The 25,726-nt window shown below is 63.7% G+C and carries 19 protein-coding genes and 1 pseudogene; 12 read left to right on the forward strand and 8 right to left on the reverse strand.

Going from position 1 to position 25,726, the window contains the following annotated elements:
• Positions 1-401: 401 nt before the first annotated feature.
• From AC0V7N_RS04495 to AC0V7N_RS04520, 6 genes are all read left to right on the forward strand, one after another.
• Positions 402-1,574, forward strand: a complete 1,173-nt coding sequence (locus AC0V7N_RS04495; protein WP_475455080.1) for an efflux RND transporter periplasmic adaptor subunit — start codon at positions 402-404, stop codon at positions 1,572-1,574.
• Positions 1,574-4,732 (forward strand): efflux RND transporter permease subunit, encoded by a 3,159-nt coding sequence (locus AC0V7N_RS04500; RefSeq protein ID WP_475455082.1) that lies wholly within the window; start codon positions 1,574-1,576, stop codon positions 4,730-4,732. Before AC0V7N_RS04495 ends, AC0V7N_RS04500 begins: the two co-directional genes overlap by 1 nt.
• A 98-nt stretch (positions 4,733-4,830) precedes the next feature.
• Positions 4,831-5,886, forward strand: a complete 1,056-nt coding sequence (deoC, locus tag AC0V7N_RS04505; protein WP_095202953.1) for a deoxyribose-phosphate aldolase — start codon at positions 4,831-4,833, stop codon at positions 5,884-5,886.
• A gap of 67 nt (positions 5,887-5,953) precedes the next feature.
• Positions 5,954-8,326: an aldehyde dehydrogenase family protein gene (locus tag AC0V7N_RS04510; protein WP_475455084.1), complete on the forward strand. Its 2,373-nt coding sequence runs from the start codon at positions 5,954-5,956 to the stop codon at positions 8,324-8,326.
• 188 nt (positions 8,327-8,514) lie between these two features.
• Entirely contained in the window at positions 8,515-9,246 is a 732-nt protein-coding gene (locus AC0V7N_RS04515) for an SDR family oxidoreductase (RefSeq protein ID WP_475455086.1), read from the forward strand.
• Positions 9,247-9,271: 25 nt separating this feature from the next.
• On the forward strand, positions 9,272-10,117 hold the full coding sequence (locus AC0V7N_RS04520; RefSeq protein WP_475455088.1) for a fumarylacetoacetate hydrolase family protein: 846 nt from the start codon (positions 9,272-9,274) through the stop codon (positions 10,115-10,117).
• A 216-nt stretch (positions 10,118-10,333) separates the two neighbouring features.
• On the opposite strand, the gene AC0V7N_RS04525 is transcribed toward AC0V7N_RS04520, so the two are convergent.
• The 7 genes from AC0V7N_RS04525 to AC0V7N_RS04555 form a co-directional block, all read right to left on the reverse strand.
• Positions 10,334-11,332, reverse strand: a complete 999-nt coding sequence (locus AC0V7N_RS04525) for an ABC transporter ATP-binding protein (protein WP_475455090.1) — start codon at positions 11,330-11,332, stop codon at positions 10,334-10,336.
• Between the two features lie 226 nt (positions 11,333-11,558).
• A complete protein-coding gene (locus AC0V7N_RS04530; RefSeq protein WP_496627734.1) occupies positions 11,559-12,614 on the reverse strand; it encodes a Gfo/Idh/MocA family oxidoreductase in 1,056 nt (351 codons plus the stop codon).
• A 1-nt stretch (position 12,615) separates the two neighbouring features.
• Positions 12,616-13,083, reverse strand: a complete 468-nt coding sequence (locus AC0V7N_RS04535) for a DUF4304 domain-containing protein (RefSeq protein ID WP_475455092.1) — start codon at positions 13,081-13,083, stop codon at positions 12,616-12,618.
• Entirely contained in the window at positions 13,080-13,919 is an 840-nt protein-coding gene (locus AC0V7N_RS04540; RefSeq protein ID WP_172221463.1) for a carbohydrate ABC transporter permease, read from the reverse strand. Before AC0V7N_RS04540 ends, AC0V7N_RS04535 begins: the two co-directional genes overlap by 4 nt.
• Positions 13,920-14,146: 227 nt before the next feature.
• On the reverse strand, positions 14,147-15,076 hold the full coding sequence (locus AC0V7N_RS04545) for an ABC transporter permease subunit (RefSeq protein WP_496627735.1): 930 nt from the start codon (positions 15,074-15,076) through the stop codon (positions 14,147-14,149).
• Positions 15,077-15,423: 347 nt separating this feature from the next.
• Positions 15,424-16,683 (reverse strand): ABC transporter substrate-binding protein, encoded by a 1,260-nt coding sequence (locus tag AC0V7N_RS04550; RefSeq protein WP_172221469.1) that lies wholly within the window; start codon positions 16,681-16,683, stop codon positions 15,424-15,426.
• 117 nt (positions 16,684-16,800) lie between these two features.
• A complete protein-coding gene (locus tag AC0V7N_RS04555; protein WP_475455097.1) occupies positions 16,801-17,751 on the reverse strand; it encodes an N-acetylmuramic acid 6-phosphate etherase in 951 nt (316 codons plus the stop codon).
• 198 nt (positions 17,752-17,949) lie between these two features.
• Between AC0V7N_RS04555 and AC0V7N_RS04560 the strand changes: the two genes are divergently transcribed.
• The 6 genes and pseudogenes from AC0V7N_RS04560 to AC0V7N_RS04585 all read left to right on the forward strand — a co-directional run bounded on the left by AC0V7N_RS04560 (position 17,950) and on the right by AC0V7N_RS04585 (position 25,071).
• Complete coding sequence (locus AC0V7N_RS04560; RefSeq protein WP_475455099.1) at positions 17,950-18,831, forward strand: glucosamine kinase nucleotide-binding domain-containing protein; 882 nt, start codon at positions 17,950-17,952, stop codon at positions 18,829-18,831.
• A complete protein-coding gene (locus tag AC0V7N_RS04565) occupies positions 18,828-19,610 on the forward strand; it encodes a GntR family transcriptional regulator (protein ID WP_095202943.1) in 783 nt (260 codons plus the stop codon). Before AC0V7N_RS04560 ends, AC0V7N_RS04565 begins: the two co-directional genes overlap by 4 nt.
• Positions 19,607-20,640: pseudogene (locus AC0V7N_RS04570) on the forward strand (SIS domain-containing protein). The gene AC0V7N_RS04565 and the pseudogene AC0V7N_RS04570 overlap by 4 nt, the downstream one beginning before the upstream one ends.
• Complete coding sequence (nagA, locus tag AC0V7N_RS04575) at positions 20,637-21,809, forward strand: N-acetylglucosamine-6-phosphate deacetylase (RefSeq protein WP_475455104.1); 1,173 nt, start codon at positions 20,637-20,639, stop codon at positions 21,807-21,809. The pseudogene AC0V7N_RS04570 and the gene nagA overlap by 4 nt, the downstream one beginning before the upstream one ends.
• Positions 21,810-21,819: 10 nt before the next feature.
• Complete coding sequence (locus tag AC0V7N_RS04580; RefSeq protein WP_475455106.1) at positions 21,820-22,935, forward strand: NAD(P)/FAD-dependent oxidoreductase; 1,116 nt, start codon at positions 21,820-21,822, stop codon at positions 22,933-22,935.
• 72 nt (positions 22,936-23,007) lie between these two features.
• Positions 23,008-25,071, forward strand: a complete 2,064-nt coding sequence (locus AC0V7N_RS04585) for an ABC transporter ATP-binding protein/permease (protein WP_475455108.1) — start codon at positions 23,008-23,010, stop codon at positions 25,069-25,071.
• A gap of 110 nt (positions 25,072-25,181) precedes the next feature.
• On the opposite strand, the gene AC0V7N_RS04590 is transcribed toward AC0V7N_RS04585, so the two are convergent.
• Entirely contained in the window at positions 25,182-25,697 is a 516-nt protein-coding gene (locus AC0V7N_RS04590; protein ID WP_475455110.1) for a hypothetical protein, read from the reverse strand.
• Positions 25,698-25,726: the final 29 nt, after the last annotated feature.

Raw genomic sequence — 25,726 nt, forward strand, 5'->3', positions numbered from 1 at the left:
CGCGAATACGGCAAGCGCACACCTCCCGTCGCGTACCAGCCATATCTGATTTCTGGTCAAGCAAGATTTGACCTGGAACGGCACCGACGACGTCTGCCGCGTCGACCGGGCCGGCATAGCCGTGGACGGTTGAGGCACTTCTCGAACCCTCGCTCAGGCGGACCGTAGAAGTCACTTTATCGCGATGGTGCATTCAACGCGGCCTCACGCATCCTTGAATGCTGCGGCGCAACATGACCGACTTGTAACCTGACAGGGCTGGGTCATCGGGACTACTCTCCCGGTGATCGACACGGTCGGTCCTAACCCCCAACCATCCTGAAAAGGCTTGATATTCTTGCCCGCAGGTGGACGGCATCATGACCATTTCCACAACACAGCAAGTCAGGCGAAACCGACCCATGCGTTCTCGGCGTATCGTCCTATTGACCACAATCCTCGTCTTGAGCGGCGGCTACGGGATATGGCGCAACCACGCCGGCGGCGTGGCAAGCGCAGCCACTCAGTCGTCGCAGCCCGCACCCAAGGTCCCGGTCACCGTGGCCACCGTGCAAAAGACCGATTTCCCGCTTTACCTCTATGGGCTCGGAACGGTGACGCCGCTGAACAATGTCAGCATCTCAAGCCGCGTCGCCGGTGTCGTCACGCAGGTTCCGGTCGAGGAGGGGCAGATGGTCAAGCAAGGCGACCTGCTCGCCGTGATCGACCCCCGCCCCTATCAGGCGGTGCTCGACCAGGCGAAAGCCAAGGAGGCGGAGGACGAAGCAACGCTCAAGAATGCGCAGGTCGTCCTCAAACGCCTTTCCACGCTCCTGCAAAAGACCTTCGAGACGCAGCAGGACGTCGATAACCAGCAGGCTGTGGTCAACTCCACCGCGGCCACGATCGAGGGCGACAAGGCCGCCATCGAGGCGGCGCAGCTCAACCTCGATTTCACCAGCATCACGGCGCCGCTGACCGGCAAGACGAGCTTCCGCACCATTGACCCCGGCAACATCGTGCAGATTGGTCAAAGCCCCGGGCTTTTCACGGTCGTGCAGCTTCAGCCCATCTATGTGTCGTTCACGGAACCGCAGGACAACGTTCCGACCATCAACAAGGTTTTCGCGGCCGGCCCGGTTTCGATCGACACGCTGGGTGCGGATATGAAGACCGTGCTGGCGAGCGGCAAACTGGAGGCGGTCCAGAACGCAGTCGACCAGGCTTCCGGCACGATTTCGCTCAGGGCGACATTCGCAAACCAGGACGATGCGTTATGGCCAGGCCTGTCCGTCAACACACGCATACATATCGGCACGATGGCAGGCGCGATCGTGGTGCCGGACGAAGCCGTCCAGCATGGCCCTGACGGGCTCTTCGCCTATGTCGTCGGCGACGACGGCAAGGTCCGTCGTCAGACCGTCAAGACGGGTCCTTCGGACGGCGGCGAAACGGTCATCACCGACGGCCTCAGCCAGGGGCAGCGTGTGGTCGTTGGCGGCCAATACCGGGTGGTTGACGGTGCAAGCGTCGATCCGACGCCGGCTTCCGGTGCCGGACAGGCGCAGAACGGCGCTGCTGGAGGGGCAAGCTGATGGCAGCCATCGGTGTTTCCACGCCTTTCATCCGCTATCCCGTAGCCACGTCGCTGCTGATGATCGGCGTGCTGTTCGTCGGCGTGGTCGCTTATCTCAACCTGCCGGTCGCGGCGATGCCGAATGTCGACTTTCCGACGATCCAGGTGTCGACCAGCTTGCCAGGCGCCGACCCGATCACCATCGCGTCGTCGGTGACCCAGCCGCTTGAGACGCAGTTCGCGCAGATCCCGGGCGTTGCCGAAATGACGTCGAGCAGCCTGTCGGGTTCCAGCCAGGTCACCCTGCAATTCGCTCTCGACGTCGACATCGCATCGGCCGCCGGACTGGTGCAGTCGGCCATCAACGCCGCCGGCGGACAGCTGCCGAAGAACCTTCCCAATCCGCCGACCTACAGGGAGGTCAATCCGACCGATTCACCGATCATGCTGATTGGCGCCAGTTCGACCGACTTGCCGCTGACAACGTTGAGCGACGACGTCTACACCAAGCTCGCGCAGGTGATCAGCCATGTCGACGGCGTCGGTCAGGTGCTGGTCGGCGGCCAGCAGACACCGTCGATCCGTGTCCAGCTCGATCCGGCCAAGCTCGCGGCAAGGGGCCTGTCGCTGGAAGCGGTGCGCACCCCGCTCTCGATCGGCACGGTGGATCTGCCCAAGGGCAACATCCAGGGTGAAGTGCGCTCCTTCACCATCTTCTCCAATGACCAGATGACGGCGGCCGATGACTGGAACAACGCCATCATCGCCTATCGCGACGGGGCGCCGGTGCGGGTCAAGGATGTCGGCCGGGCCGTGCTCGACGCGCAGGACTACACCCAGGCCGGCTGGACCGACACGACGCGCGGCGTCGTCCTCGTCATTTTCAAGGAGCCCGGCGCCAACATCATCGACACGGTCGACAAGATCAAGGCGGAGCTGCCGATGCTGACTGCCTCGATGCCGGCTTCGCTGAAGCTGCAGGTGCTTTCCGACCGGACGCAGACCATCCGCGCCTCGGTGGCGGACGTGCAATTCACGCTGATGCTCACCATCGGGATGGTGGTGATGGTGATCTTCCTGTTCCTGCGCAATGTCTGGGCAACCGCAATCCCGGCCTTCACCGTGCCGCTGGCGCTGCTTGGCGCATGCGCCCTGATGTGGTCCGCGGGTTACAGCATCGACAATCTGTCGCTGATGGCGTTGACGATCTCCATCGGCTTCGTCGTCGACGACGCCATCGTCATGCTGGAGAACATCGTCCGCTACATCGAGCACGGCGAGAAACCGATGGATGCCGCGATCCGCGGCGCCAGCGAAATCGGCTTCACCATCATGTCGATCTCGATTTCGCTGGTGGCCGTGCTGATCCCGCTGCTCTTGATGAGCGGCATTATCGGCCGCCTGTTCAAGGAGTTCGCTGTGACGCTGGCCATGACCATTCTGGTTTCGGCCTGCGTTTCGCTGACGCTGACGCCGATGCTGGCCTCGCGTTTCATCAAGCCGGCCAACGAGGAACATCACGGCAGGCTCTACCGGTGGAGCGAAAGCGTCTTCGACGGGATGCTGCGCGCCTATGAGCGCGGCCTCGACCGGGCACTTGGGCATCGTTTCATCACGCTGTTGGTGTTCCTGACCTGCGTGGGGTTGACAGGCTATTTCTTCACGCTGGTTCCAAGCGGCTTCTTCCCGCAGCAGGACACCGGCCTGATTTTCGGCCAGGTGATCGCCGGGCAGGATGTCTCCACCGGCCAGATGCAGTCCTACATGGCGCAATTTGCCGGGATCGTCTCCAAGGATCCGGCGGTGGCGCATTTCGCCGCATCGACGGGCGGCAGCGGCAACACGCAGAACACCGGCCGCATGTTCATCCAATTGAAGCCGCGCGACGAGCGCGACGTTTCCGCCGACCAGATCATCCGGCGATTGCAACCGAAGCTCTCGGTCGTCCAGGGCGCGCGCCTGTTCATGCAGGCCTCGCAGGACGTGCGCGTCGGCGCCAGGCTGTCCGCATCGCAATATCAGTACGTGCTGGAGAGCAGCGACCTCGACACGCTCGACGACTGGGCGCCCAAGCTGTTGACGGCCTTGCAGCGCCTGCCCGAATTGCGGGACGTCTCGACCGACCAGATGAGTTCCGGCACGACGCTGACGCTGCAGGTCGATCGCGACCAGGCCGCCCGCTACGGCCTGACGGCAAACGATGTCGACAACACGCTCAACGACGCCTTCGGCCAGCGCCAGATCGCCCAGTACTTCACGCAGCTTTCGACCTATGACGTGATCCTGGAAGTGCTGCCGTCACTGCGCGGCAACCTCAAGGCGCTCGACCAGATCTATCTGACGACATCGACCGGTTCGCAGGTGCCGCTCTCGGCCATCGCCAAATGGACGACCAAGCCGGTGCAGCCGCTGGTGATCAACCACGAAGGCCAGTTCCCCTCGGTAACGATCAGCTTCAACCTGGCGCCCAACGTCGCGCTCGGCCAGGCCACCGCCGCGATCGACAGGGCCGCCGCCGAGATGCGGCTGCCGGCGACCATCGAGACCAGTTACACCGGGACTGCGCAGGCCTTCCAGCAGTCGCTGTCTTCGGTGCCGGTGCTTATCCTCGGCGCCCTGGTCGTGGTCTATTTGATCCTCGGCATCCTCTACGAAAGCTACGTCCACCCGCTGACCATTCTCTCCACTCTGCCCTCCGCCGGGCTTGGCGCGCTGGGCACGCTGCTCGTCTTCCATATGGAGTTCAACCTGATCGGCCTGATCGGCGTCATCCTGCTCATCGGCATCGTCAAGAAGAACGGCATCATGATGGTCGACTTCGCCATCGCGGCCGAGCGGGACCAGCATCTCAGCTCGCTGGAATCAATCCGCCAGGCCTGCCTGCTGCGCTTCCGGCCGATCATGATGACCACCATGGTCTCCATGCTGGGCGCGCTGCCGCTGATGCTGGAGAACGGCACCGGGGCGGAAATCCGTCAGCCGCTTGGTTACACCATGTTCGGCGGGCTGCTTGTCAGCCAGGCGCTGACGCTGTTCACCACGCCGGTGATCTATCTCTATCTCGACGACCTTTCGCATTGGCTCACCTCATTCCGAAAGCATGAGCAGGATGACCGTGAACCCGAGCATATGGAGGCTGAAATCGGCCAGCCCGCGCGTAAGCTGGCGGCCGAATAGGCTGCCTCAACGCTTAAGGCCGGCATCGGACAGGACAGGCTTGTGGCCTCGACCGAAACGATCGTGTAAGTATCGCCCTAAACGAGAAAGGGCAGGAAATGAGCAACACGATCCGCGAAGCCGAGCCTGGCACCAGCGCGTCCAAGGTGACGCCGCTGCCGGCCCGCGCCGCCGCCAACACACCCGTAGCGCTGGACCATCGCATCGCGCGCAATCCCGGCATGAAGCTTGATCTCGGCTTCATGGAATCGGTGCGCAGCGTCAACCGCTCGGCGCTGGAGCGCCGTGTCGCCAGCCTGACCAAGCGGCGCTCGATCAAGGCCGACAACCAGGCGGCCTGGCTGCTGCGCGCCGTCGCCTGCATGGATCTGACGACGCTGAATTCCAACGACACCGAGGAGCGCGTGCGCCGGCTCTGCGCCAAGGCGATCAATCCGTTCCGCCGCGACATCGTCGAGGGCCTCGGCATTGCGGGCGAAACCATCCGGCCGGCCGCGGTCTGCGTCTACCATCCCTTCGTCGCCACCGCCGTCGACGCCGTGCGCGGCACCGGCATTCATGTCGCCGCCGTCTCCACCGCCTTTCCACATGGCCTGGCGCCGCTGTCGACCCGCCTGCAGGAAATCGAGGCTTCGGTGCGCGATGGCGCCGACGAGATCGACGTCGTCATTCCGCGCGGGCTGGTATTCGGCGCCAAATGGCGGGAGCTTTACAACGAGATCGTCTCGATGCGCGCCGCCTGCGGTGACGCGCATCTGAAGGTCATTCTCGGCACCGGCGACCTTGCCACTTTGCGCAATGTGATGCTGGCCTCGATGGTGGCGATGATGGCGGGCGCCGATTTCATCAAGACTTCGACCGGCAAGGAAAGCGTCAATGCGACGCTGCCCGTTGGGCTGGCCATGGTGCGCGCCATCAGGGCGTATTTCGAGGAAACCGGCTATCTCATCGGCTTCAAGCCGGCCGGCGGCATTTCCACGGCAAAAGCCTCGCTCGACTGGCTGGTGCTGATGAAGGAAGAGCTTGGCCGGCCATGGCTGGAGCCGGAGCTGTTCCGCTTCGGTGCTTCAAGCCTGCTGACCGACATAGAGCGGCAGCTCGAGCACCATCTGACCGGGCATTATTCGGCCAATCACCGCCACGCAATGGCTTGAGCACCCAACCGGATCGGCCTGGCCGATCGACCCTCTCCGCGAAGGGGGAGGGTAAAGGAGGCACCCCATGAACATTCTCGAACGCTATCACGCCATGGAATACGGCCCGGCGCCGGAAGCCCGCAACGAGGCCGATGCGTGGCTTGCCGCGCGCGATTTCGGCAAGGCGCTTTTCATCGACGGTGGCTGGAAAGCCGCTTCAGGCGGCAAGACCTTTGAGACCAGCGAGCCGTCTTCCGGCAAGCTGCTGGCCAAGGTGTCCGACGCCAGTGCGGCCGATATCGACGCGGCGGTTGCTGCTGCCACCAAGGCACTGCCGAAGTGGAGCGCCAGCACCGGCTATCAGCGCGCCAAGGTGCTTTATGCCATCGGCCGCGCCATGCAGCGCCACCAGCGCCTGTTCGCGGTGCTGGAGTCGATCGACAATGGCAAGCCGATCCGCGAAAGCCGCGACATCGACGTGCCTCTGGCCATCCGCCATTTCATCCACCATGCCGGCTGGGCACAGGCGCTGGACAAGGATTTTCCGGGCCACAAGGGCGTCGGCGTCGTCGGCCAGATCATTCCGTGGAATTTCCCACTGTTGATGCTGGCCTGGAAGATCGCGCCGGCGCTTGCCGCCGGCTGCACGGTGGTGCTGAAGCCGGCCGAGTTCACGCCGCTGACCGCCATCCTGTTCGCCGAAATCTGCGAACGCGCCGGCGTGCCGAAGGGCGTCGTCAACATTGTTCACGGCGGACCGGAAGCGGGTGCGGCCATCGTCAACCATGCCGGCATCCAGAAGATCGCCTTCACCGGCTCATCCGAGGTCGGCAAGATCATCCGAAAGGCGACTGCCGGCTCAGGCAAGAAACTGTCGCTGGAGCTCGGCGGCAAGTCGGCCTTCATCGTCTTCGAGGATGCCGACCTCGACAGCGCCGTCGAAGGGCTAGTCGACGGCATCTGGTTCAACCAGGGACAGGTCTGCTGCGCCGGTTCGCGGCTGCTGGTGCAGGAAGGCATTGCCGATGCCCTGATCGCCAAGGTCAAGACGCGGATGAGCCGTCTGCGCGTCGGCAGCCCGCTCGACAAGAATACGGATATCGGCCCGCTGGTCGACATCAGCCAGCTCGATCGCGTCAAGGGTCTGGTCGCCGAAGGCGCCAGACAGGGCGCCGTCTGCTGGCAGCCGGATGCGGTGCTGCCGTCCTCTGGCTACTACCATCTGCCGACGCTCGCCACGGGTGTTTCGCCGGCTAATATTCTTGCCCAGGAAGAAGTATTCGGACCGGTTCTGGCGACCATGACCTTCCGCAACACCGAGGAAGCGATCGAGCTTGCCAACAACACCCGCTACGGCCTCGCGGCGAGCGTGTGGAGCGAGAACGTCAACCTCGCGCTGCATGTCGCGCCGCAGCTGAAGGCCGGCGTCGTCTGGGTCAACGGCACCAACATGTTCGACGCCGCCTGCGGCTTCGGAGGTTATCGCGAAAGCGGCTTCGGACGCGAGGGTGGGCGCGAAGGCATGTTCGAATATCTCACGGCAAAACTGCCGCTCGGCCCGGTCATCAAGCCGGCGACGGTCTCGGCGCAGCCGGTCGAGCAAGCCGATGGCGCGGCCATCGACCGCACGGCAAAACTGTTCATCGGCGGCAAGCAGGTGCGCCCGGACGGCAATTATTCGCTCGCCGTCGCCACCGCCAAGGGCAAGCTGGCCGGCGAAGTCGGGCTTGGCAGCCGCAAGGACATCCGTGACGCCGTCTCCGCCGCCCGCGCCTGCAAAGGCTGGCCGGAGGCGACCGCTTACAACCGCTCCCAGGTGCTTTATTATCTGGCCGAGAACCTGTCCGGCCGCGCCGGCGAGTTTGCCGCTCGTCTGACTGATCTGACCGGCGCTACGCCCAAGGCCGCGCGGGAAGAAGTAGACCAAACCATCGAACGGCTGTTCCTCTATGCCGGCCTTGCCGACAAATTCGAGGGGCGCGTGCACCAGCCGCCGGCCCGCGCGGTGACGCTGGCGCTGCATGAGCCGGTCGGCGTCATCGGCGTCGTCGCGCCGGATGCGTCGCCGCTGCTTGGCCTGATCTCGCTCATCGCGCCGGCGCTGGCCATGGGCAACACGGTGGTCGCGGTGCCGTCCGAGCGCTATCCGCTGCTGGCCACCGATCTTTACCAGGTGATCGAATATTCCGACGTTCCAGCCGGCGCGATCAACATTGTCACTGGCCGCACGGCGGAACTCGCCGGCGTTCTGGCCAAGCATGACGATGTCGACGGGCTCTGGATATTCGCCGATGCCGACACTTGCGCCAAGGCGGAGGCCGAGTCCATCGGCAACCTCAAGCGCGTCTGGAGCGGCAATGGCCGCAGCCTCGATTGGGCATCCGGCGAAGCGGCTGGCGATGCCTTCCTGCGCCGCGCCGTCGAGGTGAAGAACGTCTGGGTGCCTTACGGCGACTGACATTTCCAGGCTGTCGCAATGGTGATCGTGTTCGGGCTTGACGCCCGGACGCATGTTCTTTAACGAGAAAAAACATCTTTATCTGTGAACTGGCTGCGACACAGGCCGCACAATCGAGCCTGACTGGCACATGACGCCTTGGCCGGTCGCCGATAAAGGCAGTTGACCCAAGCAGGCGAGGAAAAGATATGGCGGATCTGGCAGGCAAGGTCGTTGTCATCACGGCAGCGGCGCAAGGCATCGGCAAGGCGAGCGCTCTGGCCTTCGCCAAGGCTGGCGCCACGGTCTACGCCACCGACATCAACGAGACGCTTCTCGCCGAACTCGCCAAGACGTCTAGCATCAAGACCCGCAAGCTGGATGTGCTGAACGATGAGGCGGTCAATGCCGCCTTTGCCGAGATCGGCCGCGTCGACGTGCTGTTCAACTGCGCCGGTTTCGTCCATTCCGGCTCGATCCTCGAGATGAAGGAAGGCGACCTCGATTTCGCCTTCAACCTCAATGTCCGCGCCATGATCCGCACCATACGTGCGGTGCTGCCCAGCATGCTGGAGCGCGGCGATGGATCGATCATCAACATGTCTTCGGTCGCCGGCGCCGGCAAAGGCGTGCCGAACCGCTTCGCCTATGGCGTCACCAAGGCCGCGGTCATCGGCCTGACCAAGGCAATTGCCGCCGATTATGTCGGCAAGGGCATACGCTGCAACGCCATCTGCCCCGGCACGGTCGAGAGCCCGTCGCTGCAGGACCGCATGCATGCGCAAGGCGACTACGAAGCCGCCCGCGCCGCCTTCATCGCCCGCCAGCCGATGGGCCGGCTCGGCACGCCGGAAGAGATCGCCGATCTCGCCGTCTATCTGGCCGGCGCCACCTATACGTCCGGACAGGCCTATAATATCGACGGCGGCTGGTCGATCTGAACCAATCTGACTGAGGAGAGTATCTATGAAACTGCTGCGCTATGGCGAGGTGGGGAGCGAACGTCCCGGCCTGCTCGATGCGGATGGAACGATCCGCGATCTCTCCGCCCATGTCGCCGACATTGCCGGCACTGTGCTTCACCCGGCCTCGCTGGAGATGCTGGGCAAGCTCGATGCCAAGTCGCTGCCGGCGGTTGCCGGCAAGCCTCGCCTCGGCGCCTGCGTTGCCGGCACCGGCAAGTTCATCTGCATCGGCCTCAACTATTCCGACCACGCCGCCGAAACCGGCGCCACCGTGCCGCCGGAGCCGATCATCTTCATGAAGGCAAGCTCGGCCATTGTCGGGCCGGACGATGACGTGCTGATCCCGCGCGGCTCTGAAAAGACCGACTGGGAAGTCGAACTCGCCGTGGTGATCGGCAAAACGGCAAAGTATGTCAGCGAAGCCGATGCGCTCGATTATGTCGCCGGCTATTGCGTCGCCCACGACGTCTCCGAGCGCGCCTTCCAGGCCGAGCGTCAGGGCCAGTGGACCAAGGGCAAGAGCTGCGACACGTTCGGCCCGACCGGCCCCTGGCTGGTGACCAAGGACGAAGTCGCCGACCCGCAGAACCTGAAGATGTGGCTGACCGTCAACGGCAAGACCATGCAGAACGGCTCGACCAAGACCATGGTCTACGGCGTCGCCTTCCTGGTGTCCTATCTCAGCCAGTTCATGTCGCTGCACCCCGGTGACATTATTTCGACAGGCACGCCGCCCGGCGTCGGGCTCGGCATGAAGCCGCCGGTGTTTTTGAAGGCTGGCGATGTGGTGGAGCTGGGCATCGAGGGCCTGGGCCAGCAGAAGCAGACGTTCAAGGCTGATTTGTAGGCGGCAGCTCTACCTTCTCCCCCTGTGGGAGAAGGTGGCCTCGCGAAGCGAGGTCGGATGAGGGGTGCGCGAAGGATCTCGGCTTTGCAGAAGTAAGCGCCTGGAATCCTTCGATCTTTTCACGCCTCACTCCGCTGGAACACCCCTCATCCGTCTCGGCGCTGCGCGCCGATCCACCTTCCCCCACAAGGGGGGAAGGAAGACCGCAAATCCGCGCTACTTGATCGTCTTCCCGTCCGCGTCAAATCGATAGGTCTTAGCCGGATCCGGTGTCGCATAAAGCGTGGCACCTGGCTCGGCGTCATAAACACCGAAAATCCGAACCGTAATCAGCCCGGCCTTTTCGCAGTCGAGATAAAGATTGGTGTCGGCGCCGAGATGCTCGGCGTGCACCACCGTGCCCTTCCAGGCGCCCGACTTCGTATCGACCGTCAGATGCTCCGGCCGCACGCCGATGGTCTTGGCTGTCTCGCCAAGCCTGGCGCCATCGACGAAATTCATCTTCGGTGAGCCGATGAAGCCGGCGACGAACTCGTTTGCCGGCGAATTGTAGAGCTCCATCGGGCCACCGATCTGCTCGATCCTACCCGCATTGAGCACGACAATCTTGTCGGCCAGCGTCATCGCCTCGACCTGGTCGTGGGTGACATAGATCATCGTCGCCTTCAGCCGGCGGTGCAGCTGCGCGATTTCCAGCCGCGTGTTGACGCGCAGTGCTGCATCAAGGTTCGACAGCGGCTCGTCGAAGAGGAACAGTTTTGGCTCGCGCACCACGGCGCGACCGATGGCGACGCGCTGGCGCTGGCCGCCGGAGAGTTCGGCCGGCCGCCTTTCCAGATAAGGTTCCAGCGACAGCATCGACGAGGCGATGCCGATGCGGCGTTCGATCTCCGCCGCAGGCGTGCCGGCCTGCTTGAGGCCCAGCCCCATATTGTTCTTCACCGTCAGATGCGGGTAGAGCGCATAGGTCTGGAACACCATGGCGATGCCGCGCTTGGCCGGCGGCGTGGCCGAGACATCCGCGCCGTCGATGACCACCCGGCCCGAGGTCGAATCCTCGAGCCCGGCGATGACCCTGAGCAAGGTCGACTTGCCGCAGCCGGACGGGCCGACGAAGACGACGAATTCACCATCCGTCACTTCGAGGTTGATGCCCTTCAGCACCTCGACCGGCCCGAAGGCCTTCTTCACATTCTCGATCTTCAGCGAGCCCACGGCAGTCCTCCAAATTGATAGGTCGGCGCCAGGGCACCCCCCTCTGTCCTGCCGGACATCTCCCCCTCAAGGGGGGAGATTGGCAGCTTCAAACCCTCGCGCCACTTAGCGGCGCTGATAATTAGCGAAAGCAGTACCGACATCCGATCTCCCCCCTTGAGGGGGAGATGGCCGGCAGGCCAGAGGGGGGCGGTGCCGGGCCAGCCTCTCGGCAGCGATCCGTATGTCACAATCTCACCGCCTTTCCGCTGCGCACGCTCTCGTCGGCGGCAAGGCAGACGGCGAGCGATTTGACGGCGTCGTCCATGTGTTTGGTGAGGTCCAGATCCTCGCGGATTGCCTTCAGCACAAAGGCCTGTTCGAGGTCGCAGAGGTCCTGATGGCCGGGTTCGCCTGCCATCGACAGCATTTCGTCCTGCTTGACGAATTTGCCGTCCGGACCGGTCGCGGCGCTGTGCAGGCGGATGGTCGAGGTCTTGGTGTGGGTGTCGATGTCATCCGACTTCACACCTTCCTTCATGACGATCGACACGCAGCCCTTGGGCGAGATGACATCCTTCACGAAGAAGGCGGTTTCCGAGATCATCGGACCCCAGCCGGCTTCGTACCAGCCGACCGAGCCGTCATCGAACAGCACCTGCAGGTGGCCGTAATTGTACATCGAGGGCGCCACCTCCTCGGTCAGCCGCAGCCCCATGCCGCGCACTTCGACCGGCCTGGCGTCGGTGATCTGCAGCATGACGTCGAGATAGTGGACGCCGCAGTCGACGATTGGCGAGGTCGTTTGCATCAGCTGTTTGTGGGTCTCCCAAGTGTGACCCGAGGACTGCTGGTTGAGGTTCATGCGGAAGACGTAGGGGCCACCGAGCTTGCGTGCCTCGGCGATCAGCCTGATCCAGGACGGGTGATGGCGCAGGATGTAGCCGATCACCAGTTTTTTTCCGTTGGCCTTGGCGGCCGCGACGACGCGCCTGGCGTCGGCCACCGTCGTTGCCAGCGGCTTTTCGACGAAGACATGGCAACCGGCCTCTAAGGCCCTCACCGCATAGTCGGCATGGCTGTCGGAATAGGTGGCGATGCAGGCGACATCGGGCTTTTCGTCACGCAGTGCCTCGTCGAAGGAGCGCCTGATGCCATAGCCCGAAAGTCCGTCCGGCAGCGGCACGTCGGAGCGGTTGATGAGTGCGGCGATCTCGAAGCCCGGATTAGTGTGATAGGCCAGCGCATGGCTGCGGCCCATATTGCCAAGCCCGGCGACGACGACACGAAGGGGTTGAGCCATTTCAATCTGCCTTTTCTTGCCTGCGGGCTGCGAGAGCCACCCTCACAGTCGGCCCATTCGCACTGGCGACCTGCAGAGCGGCCTCTTCACTTTCGCAACGCGCTAGAAGTCCGAAGCCGTGTGTATCGACCCCGTCTTTGATCAGGGAATATCTGCGGTCGTCCGGCATCGGATGATTCAGATCGAGCGCCTCAGTAAATGCCTTGGACTGCTCGCCAACCATGAGGGAGTTGACCCGCCAGATGATGTGACAGTTGTATTCCTTCGGTCGGCGCTCCGGCCCGAGCCGCGTAAACCATACCGCGGCGTTAACATAGAACTGCGGCCCCCAGGAGGACTTCTGGAGGTTCAGCACACAGATCGTTTCCGGCCGATCACGATAATAATTTGTTTGGCGCACGCCGCGAAATCCGTAGCGGACTGCGGTCTCGACGAGCGCGCTAATGATTACATCTCGACCCTCGCTCACTTGACGGCTCCGGAAGTAATGCCGCGGATCAGCTGCCGCGAGAAGATGACGTAGAGGATCAGCACCGGCATGATCGCCAGCGACAGCGCCGCCAGGATGGCGTTCCAGTTGGTGACGAACTGGCCGAGGAAGAGCTGCGCGCCGAGCGTCACCGTCTTGGTCTCTTCCGACGGCGCCAGGATCAGCGGGAACCACAGATCGTTCCAGATCGGGATCATGGTGAAGACGGCGACGGTGGCCATCGATGGCCGCACCAGCGGCAGCACCAGGCGGAAGAAGATGGTGTATTCGGAAAGGCCGTCGATGCGGCCGGCGTTCTTCAGATCGTCGGACACCTGCTTCATGAATTCCGACAGGATGAAGACGGCCAGCGGCAGGCCCTGCGCGGTGTAGACCAGGATCAGCGAGGTCAGCGTGTTGACCAGCCCGCTCGCCACCATCAATTGCAGGATGGCAACGGTGCCGAGCCGGATCGGGATCATGATGCCGAGCGCGAGATACAGACCCATCAGCGAATTGCCGCGGAAGCGGTATTCCGATAGGGCAAAGGCTGCCATGGCGCCGAACAACAGCACGAAGAACAGCGAGGCCACGGTGACGACGAGGCTGTTCTGGAAATAGTGGATGAAATCGCCCTGGCCGATGACGGTGGTGTAGCCGATCAGGTCGAAGGTTTTTGGCGTCGGCGGCGTCAGCGGCGCACCGAAGATGCCGGCGCGGGATTTAAACGAGTTCATGATCACCAGGATCACGGGAAACAGTGCGATCGCCGTGTAGGTCAACAGGATCGCGTGGGCGCCGATGGTGCGGGGCAGCGAACGGGTGGCAGTGCTCATTGGAAAGCCTCCTGACGAGCTGCATTTCCCAGGAACGGCGCCAAGGCACCCCCCTCTGCCCTGCCGGGCATCTCCCCCTCAAGGGGGGAGATCGGCAGCTTTGATGTCGCCGCCAGTTCTGCTGCGCTGAAAGTTGGCGAAAGCGGCAATGTCATCCAATCTCCCCCCTTGAGGGGGAGATGGCCAGCAGGCCAGAGGGGGGTGTTTAGCCGTAACATATCCAACCCTCAGAACTGGTAGCGACGCAGGCGCGTCTGGACGAGGAAGAGGTAGACGCAGACGCCGCCGAGGATGATCAGGAACATCATCGTGGCGATCGCCGCACCCATGTTGGGGTCGCCAACCTGCAGCTGGAAGCCGAAGAAGGCGCGGTAGAGGAAGGTGCCGAGAATATCGGTCGAATAGTTCGGCCCTGCGAGCGCCCCTTGCGCGGTGTAGATCAGGTCGAAGGCGTTGAAATTGCCGACGAAGGTGAGGATCGAGATGATGCCGATCGACGGCAGGATCAGCGGCAGCTTGATCTTCCAGAACTGCGACAGGCCGGTGATGCCGTCGCATTCGGCCGCTTCGATCACCTCTTCGGGGATCGACAGCAGGGCGGCGTAGATCAGCATCATCGGAATGCCGACGAACTGCCAGACCGAGATCAGGCTGAGCGCAGTCAGCGCGTATTGTTCCTTGCCGAGCCATGGCGTGAACAGGCTTTTCAGGCCGACCAGGTCCATCATATGCGGCGCCACGCCCCACAGCGGCGACAGGATCAGCTTCCAGGCGAAGCCGACGATGACGAAGGACAGGATGGTCGGCACAAAGATCGCCGTGCGGTAGAAGGCGGCAAATCTCAACCTCGGGCTGGACAGAAGCGCCGCCAGCATGACGCCGATCGGATTCTGCACCAGCATGTGGATCATAAAGAACCAGGTGTTGTTCCTGAGCGCATTCCAGAACCCGACGGACCAGTTGGGGTCGCCGAACAGGGTGCGGAAATTTTCGAACCCGACGAAGATCTGGTGCTGCTCGATGTTGCGGAACAGCGACAGCTGCAGCGTGCCGGCCAGCGGCAGGATCATGATCGCCGTGTAGACGAGCAGCGCCGGCGCCAGGAAGACGCCAATGTGCCAGCGGGTCGGTCTTTTCGGTTGTGTTTCTGCGGCCATGAGTTCGGTCCCCGCCGTCTCTCGGTTCCAGACGATGTTGATGCTAGAACGGTTCACCGTTTCACGGAAACGCCGAACCGCTCTATCTTTTTTGCACGCAATTCCGGACGGAAAACCGCTTCACACTTTTCCTGGAATTGCTCTAGATGATGCCTCGATGCACGACCCTGACATCCCTACCCGATACGGCAAGGACGAAGGCCTGCGACTGATCAGCTAGCCTTTCCCCAGTGGATCAAGGGTAAGGCCGCGAGGCGGTGCCGACAATCGCTATCTGAACGGATGCACTTGAAAGCCAGTCCGGAACCGGCCAGGCATGCGCCCGGCCGGCTCCGTTGCCTGAGCTCTTACTTCGCCGGCTTGTACCAGCTGTCGAGACCGGTCTGCAGCTTCTTGGCGGCAGCTTCCGGCGTGTCGGTGCCGTTGATGACGTTGGCCGATTCAACCCACGTCTCGTTTTCGAGGTTCGGCGTGCCGCGCGACAGGATCTGATAGGTCGAGCGGATCGTCGACTTGCACTTGCCGCGCCAGGAGACGAATTCCTGCGCCAGCGGGTCTGCCATCTTCACCGGCGACGAGTTCAGGCTGAAGAAGCCCGGCAGCGCGTTGGCATAGATGGTGGCGAAATCCGGCGAAGCGACCCAGGACAGGAAGGTCTTGGCAGCGTCGGCGTTCTTCGAGGCAGCGTTCAGGCCCATGCCGATATCGGTATGATCCGAGATGTAGCAGGTGTCGCCGGCCTTCTCGACTGGCGGCGGGAAGGCGCCCATCTTGAACTGGGCCTGGGTGTTGAACAGGCCGATTTCCCACGAGCCGGCAGGGTAGATGGCGGCGCGACCGAGCGTGAACAGGTTCTGGCTGTCCGGATAGGTCTGGGCTTCGAAGCCGTCGCCGAGGTAAGGCTTCCACTTGGCGAGTTCCTCATACGGCGCGACCCAGTCCTTGTCGGTCAGCTTCTGATCGCCCTTGATCAGAGCCGCACGGCCGTCTTCGCCCTTCCAGTAGTTGGGGCCGATGTTCTGATAGCCCATGGTCGCGGCTTCCCAGAGATCCTTGGTGCCCATGGCCATCGGGATGTAGGTGCCGTCGGCCTTGATCTTGTCGAGCGCGGCGAAGAATTCGTCGCGGGTCGTCGGGATCTTGATGCCGAGCTTGTCGAAGGCGTCCTTGTTGTAGATGAAGCCGTGGATGACCGAGGCCATCGGCACGCAGAAGCTCGCCTTGCCGTCGTCGGTCTGCCAGGCGGACTTGGCCACCGGCGAGAAGTTCTCCATGCCGGGCAGCGCCGAGAGATCGGCGAGGTTGCCCTTCTTGTAGAGTTCAAGCGACTTGTCGAACGGGCGGCAGGTGATCAGGTCGCCCGCCGAGCCGGCGGCGAGCTTGGCGCCGAGGGCCGCGTCATATTCGGTTGGAGCCGATGGTGCGAACACCACCTTGATGCCGGGGTTCTTGGCTTCGAAAGCCGGGATCAGCTTGTCCTTCCAGATGGCAAGGTCGTCACCGCGCCAGCTTTCGATGTTGAGCGTTACGTCCGCGGCAGAAGCCATCCCGGCCGAGCCGAGAATGCTGGTGCCCAGAAGCAGTGCCGTCAGTAGTTTCGTTGTCATGCTCAGTCTCCCTGTTGACCTTTTTCAGGTTCGGTTTTGATGAGAACAGAGGCTTTTGACCCCTTGCTCCCCTCGCAAGCTTGTTTCACCCCGATGGAAATCGGGATGAAACAAGCCCTACTTCTTTGTTCGGGCATGATCTTTTCCGAAAAGCGGGTTCCACTTTTCGGGATCATGCCCCAGCGCGGAAAGGGCCGGCCGCAGCTTCTGGCCGGCCTCTTCCAGTATCTTCTGTGCCGCATCGGCGCTGTCGGCCCCGGCGGCGAGCAGAATGGCGGTCTTGACCGCGCCGCCGCTCTTCTCGAGCAGACGGACCGCATCGTCCGTGCTGCGCCCGCTGATGGCGGCGACGATGCGCGCGGCGCGGTCGCGCAGCTTGATGTTGTCGGCCATGAGGTTGACCATGTAGCCGTCATGGACATGGCCGAGATGGACGGCGGTCAAGGTCGACAGCATGTTGAGCGCGATCTTCTGGGCGGTGCCGGCGCCCATGCGTGTCGAGCCGGCGATCACTTCCGGCGGCGTTTCGAGCAGGATGGCGGTTTCGGCCTGACGCAGCAGCGCCGAGTCCCGGTTGTTGGCGATGCCGATGGTGGCCGCACCGCGACCGGCGGCTTCCTCGATGGCGCGCACCGCATAGGGTGTCGTGCCGCTGGCGGAAAGGGCGATCAGGCAATCGCCCGCGCCGATGCCGGCATTGGCGACCGCCGCCGCGGCCTCCTCGGTATCATCCTCGGGTCCACCGGCCAGCGTGTGGAAAGCCTCTTCGCCGCCGGCGATCAGGATGGCGATGCGGTCGCGTTGAATGCCGAAGGTGCCGGGCAGTTCCAGGGCGTCGGCCAGCGCCATCAGGCCGGAACTGCCGGCCGCGGCATAGGCAAGCTTGCCGCCGCCGCTCAATCGGCCGGCGATGATTTCGGCTGCTTTGGCGATGGCGGGGATGGCGTTGCGGACGGCCTTGGCGGCTTCGATCTGCGCATCGACCAGCGAAACAAGGATGGCTTCCGGAGCCTGGATATCCAGCCCCTCGGCATTCCTGTGAAGCGCTTCGGTGCGCGTTTCAGCCATCCGTGTTCCTCCAATACCAGAACAATACCAAAAAAATACCACTTGTCCACATGCATTAACGAATTCGCGGGCAGGAAATGGCTGAGCCGACGAAATGCTGAGGATTTTCAATAAAATACAGCTTAATCTTTTTGAAACGGAAATTAATCCTTGGCTATTGGTATTTTATTGGTATTATCCGCCCGGAGGAGAAATCGCGTGAAATTCGTGCTCGGTATCGATGGCGGCGGCACCAGCTGCAGGGCCGCCCTGGCAACGGTGGACGGCGCCGTCATCGGCCGTGCCAAAAGCGGCGCGGCCAATATCCGCACCGACCTCACCGGGGCGCGGTCGAACATTGTCGACGCCGCGCGGCAGGCGTTCATCGCCGCCGGGCAGGATCCCGACCTGATCCCGCAAACCCCAGCCATTCTCGGCCTCGCCGGCGCCAATGTCGGTACTTACCGGCAACAGCTCGAAGCGATCCTGCCGTTCAGCACCAGCCGCGTCGAGACCGACGCCGAGATCGCGCTCGAAGGCGCCGTCGGTTCCGGTGACGGCGCCATGGCGATCCTCGGCACCGGCACCGCCTACATGGCGCGCAGGAATGGCAAATCTCGCGCCATCGGCGGTTGGGGTTTTCAGGTCGGCGACCAGGGCAGCGGCGCCCGCATCGGCCGCGATCTCCTGGAGCAGACACTGCTGGCCCATGACGGCGTGCGTGCGCGCTCGCCGCTGACCGACGCCATGATGGCCACCTTCCGCAACAATCCCGAGGACGTGGTCGAATTCACCACCAATGCCAAGCCCGGCGATTTCGGTGGCTTCGCGCCCAAAGTGTTCGAGCATGCCGAAAAGGGCGATACCGTCGCCAACTGGATCGTCGACAAGGCGGTCAGCGATGTCGAAGCCTCGCTTGGCGCGCTCGGCCTTCCGGATGATGCGCCGCTTTGCCTGCTCGGCGGACTGGCACCGCTTTATGCGCCGCGCCTTTCGGCACGCTACCAGGCACTGCTGAAGCCGCCGCTCGACGACGCGCTGGGCGGGGCGGTGCAGATGGCGGCGCGTCTGTTCGCCAAACCAGCAGAGGCGGCTCGATGAGCGACGCCGCCGACCAGATCTTCGCCACGCTGAAGCAATCCGCGCAAAGCGGCGCGCCGCTCTATCTGCAATTGCGCAAGAGCATCGAGGACGCCGTCAATCGCGGCCTGATCGGGCCAGGCGACGCGCTGCCTTCCGAGCGCGACATCGCCACCAAGGCCGATATTTCGCGCGTCACCGTGCGCAAGGCGGTGCAGGACCTGGTCAAGGGCGGCATTCTGGTGCAGCGCCACGGCTCCGGCACATTCGTGGCGCCACGCATGGAACGCGTCGAGCAGTCGCTGTCGCGGCTGACCTCCTTCACCGAGGACATGGCGCGGCGCGGCATGGCGGTGCGCTCTGCCTGGTTAGACCGCGGCCTCTACGCGCCCTCGCCCGACGAAATGATGGTGCTTGGCCTGTCGTCGAGCGAACTGGTAGCGCGCGTGGCACGCCTGCGCATCGCCAACGACACGCCGCTGGCGATCGAACGCGCCTCGCTGTCGGCCAGCGTGCTGCCCGATCCGGCGGGCATCGGCTCTTCCCTCTATGCGGCGCTGGAATTGACCGGCAACCGACCGGTGCGCGCGGTGCAGCGCATATCGGCCGCCAATCTTGGCGACAGCGATGCGCGCCTGCTCGAAGTGCCGCCGGGCATTGCCGGCCTGCACATCGAACGCATTTCCTATCTGGCGAGCGGCAAGGTGATCGAATTCACCCGCTCCATCTACCGGGGCGACGCCTATGATTTCGTCGCCGAATTGCGGCTGACAGGGCCGAGCGAAGAGGGCCGACCATGATCCCCAACACCACCCATATGCAGCGCGAGATCGAGGAGATCCCGCAAGCCGTCGCCCGCCTGCTCGACGGCTCCGGCGCCGTGCTCGCCGAGGCCGGGCGCGGCATCAGGGAACGCGACCCGCAGTTTGTCGTCACCGTGGCGCGCGGTTCGTCCGACCATGCGGCGACCTTCATGAAATATGCCGTCGAACTGACCGCGGGCCTTGCCGTCGCCTCGGTCGGTCCGTCCATTGCCTCGATCTATGGCCGCAAGCTGAGGCTCGGCGGCTCGGCCTGCCTGGCGATCTCGCAGTCGGGCAAGAGCCCGACATCGTCGCCATGGCCGAAACCGCACGGGCCGGCGGCGCGCTGACCATCGCCGTCACCAACACCGCCGATTCGCCGCTGGCGCGGGCCTCGGACTATGCGATCGACATATTGGCCGGACCCGAGCGCAGCGTCGCGGCGACCAAGACCTTCGTCAATTCCGCCGTCGCCGGTCTCGCCTTGATGGCGCATTCCACCGGCGACGAGGCGCTTCTGGCGGCACTTGCCCGCCTGCCCGAGCATTTCGGCAAGGCGATCGCCTGCGACTGGATGAGCCTGCTCGCCGAAACCATCGAGAAGCAGAAGTCGCTGTTCATCCTTGGCCGCGGCCCGTCGGCGGCGATGGCCAATGAGGCCGCGCTGAAGTTCAAGGAAACCTGCGGCATGCATGCCGAGGCCTATAGTGCGGCCGAAGTCATGCATGGCCCGCTGGCGCTGATCGGCCCCGACTTTCCGGTGCTGGCGCTGGCCGCGCGCGATGCGTCCGAGCCGTCCGTCGCCGAAGCGGCCGACGGCCTGGCGGCCAAGGGGGCACCGGTGTTCGTCACCTCCGCGCTTGCCAACCGCGCCACGCGCCTGCCGCATGTCGCCACTGGTCACCCGCTGACCGATCCGCTGACGTTGATCGTCTCCTTCTACGTGTTCGTCGAGGCCTTCGCGCGCCACCGCGGCCTCGATCCGGACACACCGCGCAATCTTCGCAAGGTGACGGAGACGGTATGAGCGACCGTTTTGCCCTGACCGGCGCCCGGATTTTCGACGGCGACGACTGGCATGAGGGCCACGCGCTTGTGGTGCGCGACGGCCTCGTCGAGGCTATTTTGCCCACCGGCGCCATCCCCTCGGGCGTCCGCACTGTCGAGACCGGCGGCGGCATTCTGGCGCCGGGCTTCGTCGACATCCAGGTCAATGGCGGCGGCGGCGTCATGCTCAACGACCATCCCGATGTCGCCTCGATCGAAACCATCTGCAAGGCGCATGCGCCGTTCGGCACGACGGCGCTGCTGGCGACGCTGATCACCGATACGCCCGCCATCACCGCAGCTGCGATCACCGCTGGCGAGGCAGCCGCGCTGCGAAAAGTCCCTGGTTTCCTCGGCCTGCATCTCGAAGGCCCGCATCTGTCGATCGCCCGCAAGGGCGCGCATGATCCGGCGCTGATCCGGCCGATGACGGATGCCGATCAGGCGATGCTGATCGCGGCGCGGCAAAAGCTGCCGGTGTTGCTCACCACGATCGCGCCGGAATCCGTCGAACCGGCGCGCGTTGCGGCTTTGGTCAAGGCCGGCGTCGTCGTCAGCCTCGGCCATTCCGACACGGGCTACGCCACGGCAAAGGCCTTCGCCGACGCGGGCGCCAGCGTGGTCACCCATCTGTTCAACGCGATGAGCCAGATCGGCAACCGGGAGCCCGGCCTCGTCGGTGCGGCCATCGACATCGGCACCTTGTCCGCCGGGCTGATCGCCGACGGTATCCATGTCCATCCCGCCAGCATCCGGATCGCGCTCGATGCCAAGCAGGGCCCGGGCAGAATCGTGCTGGTCAGCGACGCCATGGCGACGATCGGCACCGACATGACCTCGTTCACGCTCAACGGCCGCACCATCCACCGCCGGGATGGCAGTCTCAGGCTTGCCGACGGGACGCTGGCGGGCGCCGATCTCGACATGATCTCGGCCGTGCGTTTCATGCACAATGTCGTCGGTGTCGAACTCTCAGAAGCCTTGCGCATGGCCTCGCTCTATCCGGCACAAGCGATCGGCCAGTCGCATCGGCTTGGCCGCCTGGCCAATGGCACGGCGGCGGATATCGTTGCGCTGTCGGACGATCTTGGCATAGGAAGCGTCTGGATCGGCGGCGACAAGGTGTTCGAGGCCGGCGCTTCACGCTGAAAGCGAGGCCATGCAGACAATCGATTGTGTCGTCGCCGGAGCCGGCGTGGTCGGGCTTGCCATCGCCAGGGCGCTTGCCGTGTCGGGCCGCGAGGTGGTGGTGGTCGAGCAGGCCGATGCGATCGGCACGGTCACCAGTTCACGCAATTCCGAAGTCATCCATGCCGGACTCTATTATGCACCGGGAAGCCTGAAGGCCCGGCTCTGCGTCGAAGGACGCCAGCGTCTCTACGCCTATTGCGCCGAGCACAACGTTGCCCACAAGCGCGCCGGCAAGCTGATCGTCGCCACCGAGCCCGGCCAGACGGACGGGTTGCGGAAGATCGAGGCCAATGCGCGCCGCTGTGGGGTCCACGATCTCCAGTTCTTGACGCGCGACGAGGCCGAAAGCCTGGAACCGGCACTGACATGTGCCGCCGCGCTCCTGTCGCCATCGACCGGCATTGTCGACAGCCATGCACTGATGCTCTCGCTGCGCGGCGACGCCGAAGCCGCCGGCGCATCTTTCGCTTTCCTCACCTCGGTCGCCGGGGCGACGATCGAAGCCGACGGGATCCGGATCGACACGCGCGATGCCGATGGCGAGACCTTCGCCCTGGAGGCCGGCGCCTTCATCAATGCCGCCGGTCTCGACGCGCAGGCCGTGGCCGGCCGCATCGACGGTTTCCCAAGGGATCTCATCCCCCGGCAGTGGCTGGCGCGCGGGAACTATTTCGCGCTTCCGGGCCGGTCGCCGTTTTCGCGGCTGATCTATCCGGTCCCGGTCGAAGGCGGCCTTGGCGTCCATCTGACGCTCGACCTCGGCGGCAGTGCGCGCTTCGGGCCCGATGTCGAATGGATCGACCATGTCGATTACACCGTCGATCCCGGCCGAAGCGCCGTCTTCTACGAAGCGATCCGACGCTATTGGCCCGACCTTGCCGACGGCGCCCTGCAACCGGCCTATGCCGGCATCAGGCCCAAACTGTCCGGCCCGGGTCAGGCGGCGGCCGATTTCATGATCCAGGGGCCGGCCGAACATGGCGCCGGGTGGATCGTCAATCTGTTCGGCATCGAGAGCCCCGGCCTGACGGCAAGCCTGGCGATCGCCGACCATGTCGTCGACCTGCTATATACGCAATTATAAGCGCCGCTGGGAATTTCTCCTCTCAGGCGAACGTCATGAAACCTTTTGATTTCGAGGTCGTTGTCGGAGCGTATGTCCGAGGCGACACCCAGATCGAAACCGGCCGACGGCATCGAACCGGACGGCACCCCGAAGCCCCGTCGAGGAAAGCCGCGACGACAGAGGCCGCGTGACGAGATTCCGCGCGATAACGAGCCGCGCAACAAGAAACCACGCAAGAAGGCATCGACCGTCGAAGCGGCAGCTTCCGAGGTTGTCGGCGAGACGCCGCCACCACCGGAAGCCGTCGAACCCGATCCGGAGTTGACGGCCGAGGCGGCCGAGCAGGCGCGCAAGAAGTATCTGCTGAAGCGGTTCTGGATCAGCGGACGCGGTTACTGGGGGCGGCATGGCGACAGACTCGGCTGGCCACTGACGATCGGGCTGCTGATCCTGATCATCGTCAATGTCGGCTTCCAGTACGGGATCAATGTCTGGAACCGCTCGATCTTCGACGCCATCGAGAAGCGCGATGCCCATAGCGTCTATTTCCTGAGCGCGGTGTTCGTGCCGCTCGTGCTTGGCAGCATCAGCCTTGTCGTCGCTCAGGTCTATCTGCGCATGACCATGCAGCGCCGCTGGCGCTCCTGGCTGACCACCTCGGTGATAGCGCGATGGCTCGCCAACGGCCGCTACTATCAGCTGAATCTCGTGCAGGGCGACCACCAGAACCCCGAGGCCCGCCTCTCGGAAGATCTTCGGGTCGCCACCGAGGCGCCGGTCGACTTCGTCGCCGGCGTGATTGTCGCCACCCTGTCGGCCTCTACCTTCATCGTGGTGCTGTGGACGATCGGCGGAGCCTTGAGCTTCACATTGGGAGGGTCGACCTTCACCGTGCCTGGCTTCCTCGTCATCACGGCGGTGATCTATGCCGCGATCACCTCCACCTCGATGTTCTTTATCGGCCGCGATTTCGTGCGGCTGTCCGAAGAGAAGAACCAGACGGAAGCAGAATTCCGCTACGTGCTGACGCGCGTGCGCGAAAACGGCGAGAGCATCGCCCTGCTCGGCGGCGAGCAGGAGGAACGCAGCGGCATCGACAGGATCTTTGCCGGCGTGCTGAAGCGATGGGCGCAACTGACCGGCCAGCACATGCGCACGGCGGTGGTATCGCAGGGCTCGAGCCTGTTCGCGCCGGTCGTGCCGGTGCTGCTGTGCGCGCCAAAGTTTCTCGAAGGCTCAATGTCGCTCGGACAAGTCATGCAGGCTGCCTCCGCCTTCGCCATCGTGCAAGGCGCGTTCGGCTGGCTGGTCGACAATTATCCGCGCCTTGCCGATTGGAACGCCTCGGCACGCCGCATCGCCTCGCTGATGATGTCGCTCGACGGGCTGGAGCGGGCCGAGCAGAGCAACGAGCTGGGGCGCATCCTTCACGGCGAGACCAAGGGCGATACGATGCTCTCCCTCGACAATCTCTCGGTGACACTCGACGACGGTACGTCCGTGGTCAAGGAAACGGAAGTCGGGGTTGAAGCGGGTGAGCGGGTGCTGGTTTCCGGCGAATCCGGCTCGGGCAAGTCGACGCTGGTGCGGGCGATCGCGGGTCTCTGGCCATGGGGAAGCGGCAGCGTCAATTTCCATCCCGACAAACGATTGTTCATGCTGCCGCAGCGGCCCTACATCCCGTCCGGCACACTGCGCCGGGTGGTCGCCTACCCCGCGGCCGCCGACCACTGGAAGCTCGAGCAGATCAAGGCGGCGCTCAATAAGGTCGGCCTCGGCCACCTCGCCGACCGGATCAAGGAGGAAGCGCCCTGGGACCAGACCCTGTCGGGCGGCGAAAAGCAGCGGGTCGCCTTCGCGCGCCTTTTGCTGCATCGCCCGGACATCGTCGTGCTGGACGAGGCGACCTCGGCGCTGGACGAGAAGAGCCAGGACCAAATGATGGAAACGGTGATCCGCGAATTGCCCGAGGTCACCGTCGTCAGCGTGGCGCACCGCACCGAACTGGAAGCCTTCCACACCCGCAAGATCACGCTCGAGCGGCGCAAGGGCGGCGCAAAACTGGTCGGGGATATCGACCTTGTGCCACGCAACCGCAAACGCGGCCTGATCCAGCGCGCTCTGTGGGGCTCCGGCAATGGGAAGGCCAAGTAAGCTGGAGTAGGGGGTCTATCTCTTTGTCTGGACGCGATGCCTGACGGACGTGCTGCTGATAGATCTTATCGGCTCGTTCCAACAGTGAATCAGCTTGGGCGGTCGAACCGCTAATTGAACTCGAGCCTGTTGATCTTGGCGATCAAATCGCTGTCTAAATTCAGCATGGCCTCAGCGACATCGACATGACCTTTGGCAATGGCCTGAGCAGCCATTGCCGACAAGAGCATCGATTGATCCCAAGCCTCGTTTCGATGGAGACTGACGATCTCGCCAAGACTCGCCACAGCACGGTGATAGTCCTCGGCGCACTCGGTCGGGATCTCAGGTCCGTGGCCCGTTCTCCTGGCAACTTCAATAGCCGCGGGTAGCTGGAAGAATGAAGAGTCGATAGGCGTTCGCGTCTCAGTCGCGATTTTCACAATGTGCGGAACAGCCGCGTATGAGGCGGTATAAACGTCACCTTGGTGGCAAAGGCTTGACCAGAGGCTGTACCACGGCTCCTCCTGATAGCCGTTCTTAGGACTTGTGGCTAAGCGGAGTTCCCGGAGTAACCCCGGAACGTTTGCCGCGCGGCCATACGCATGCTGCAGTTCGCCCCATCGGTGGTCTTCAAATGCGAGCATCGGACTATCCTACCGTCAGAGCCTCATGA

It is taken from the genome of Mesorhizobium kamtschaticum (assembly GCF_056174585.1).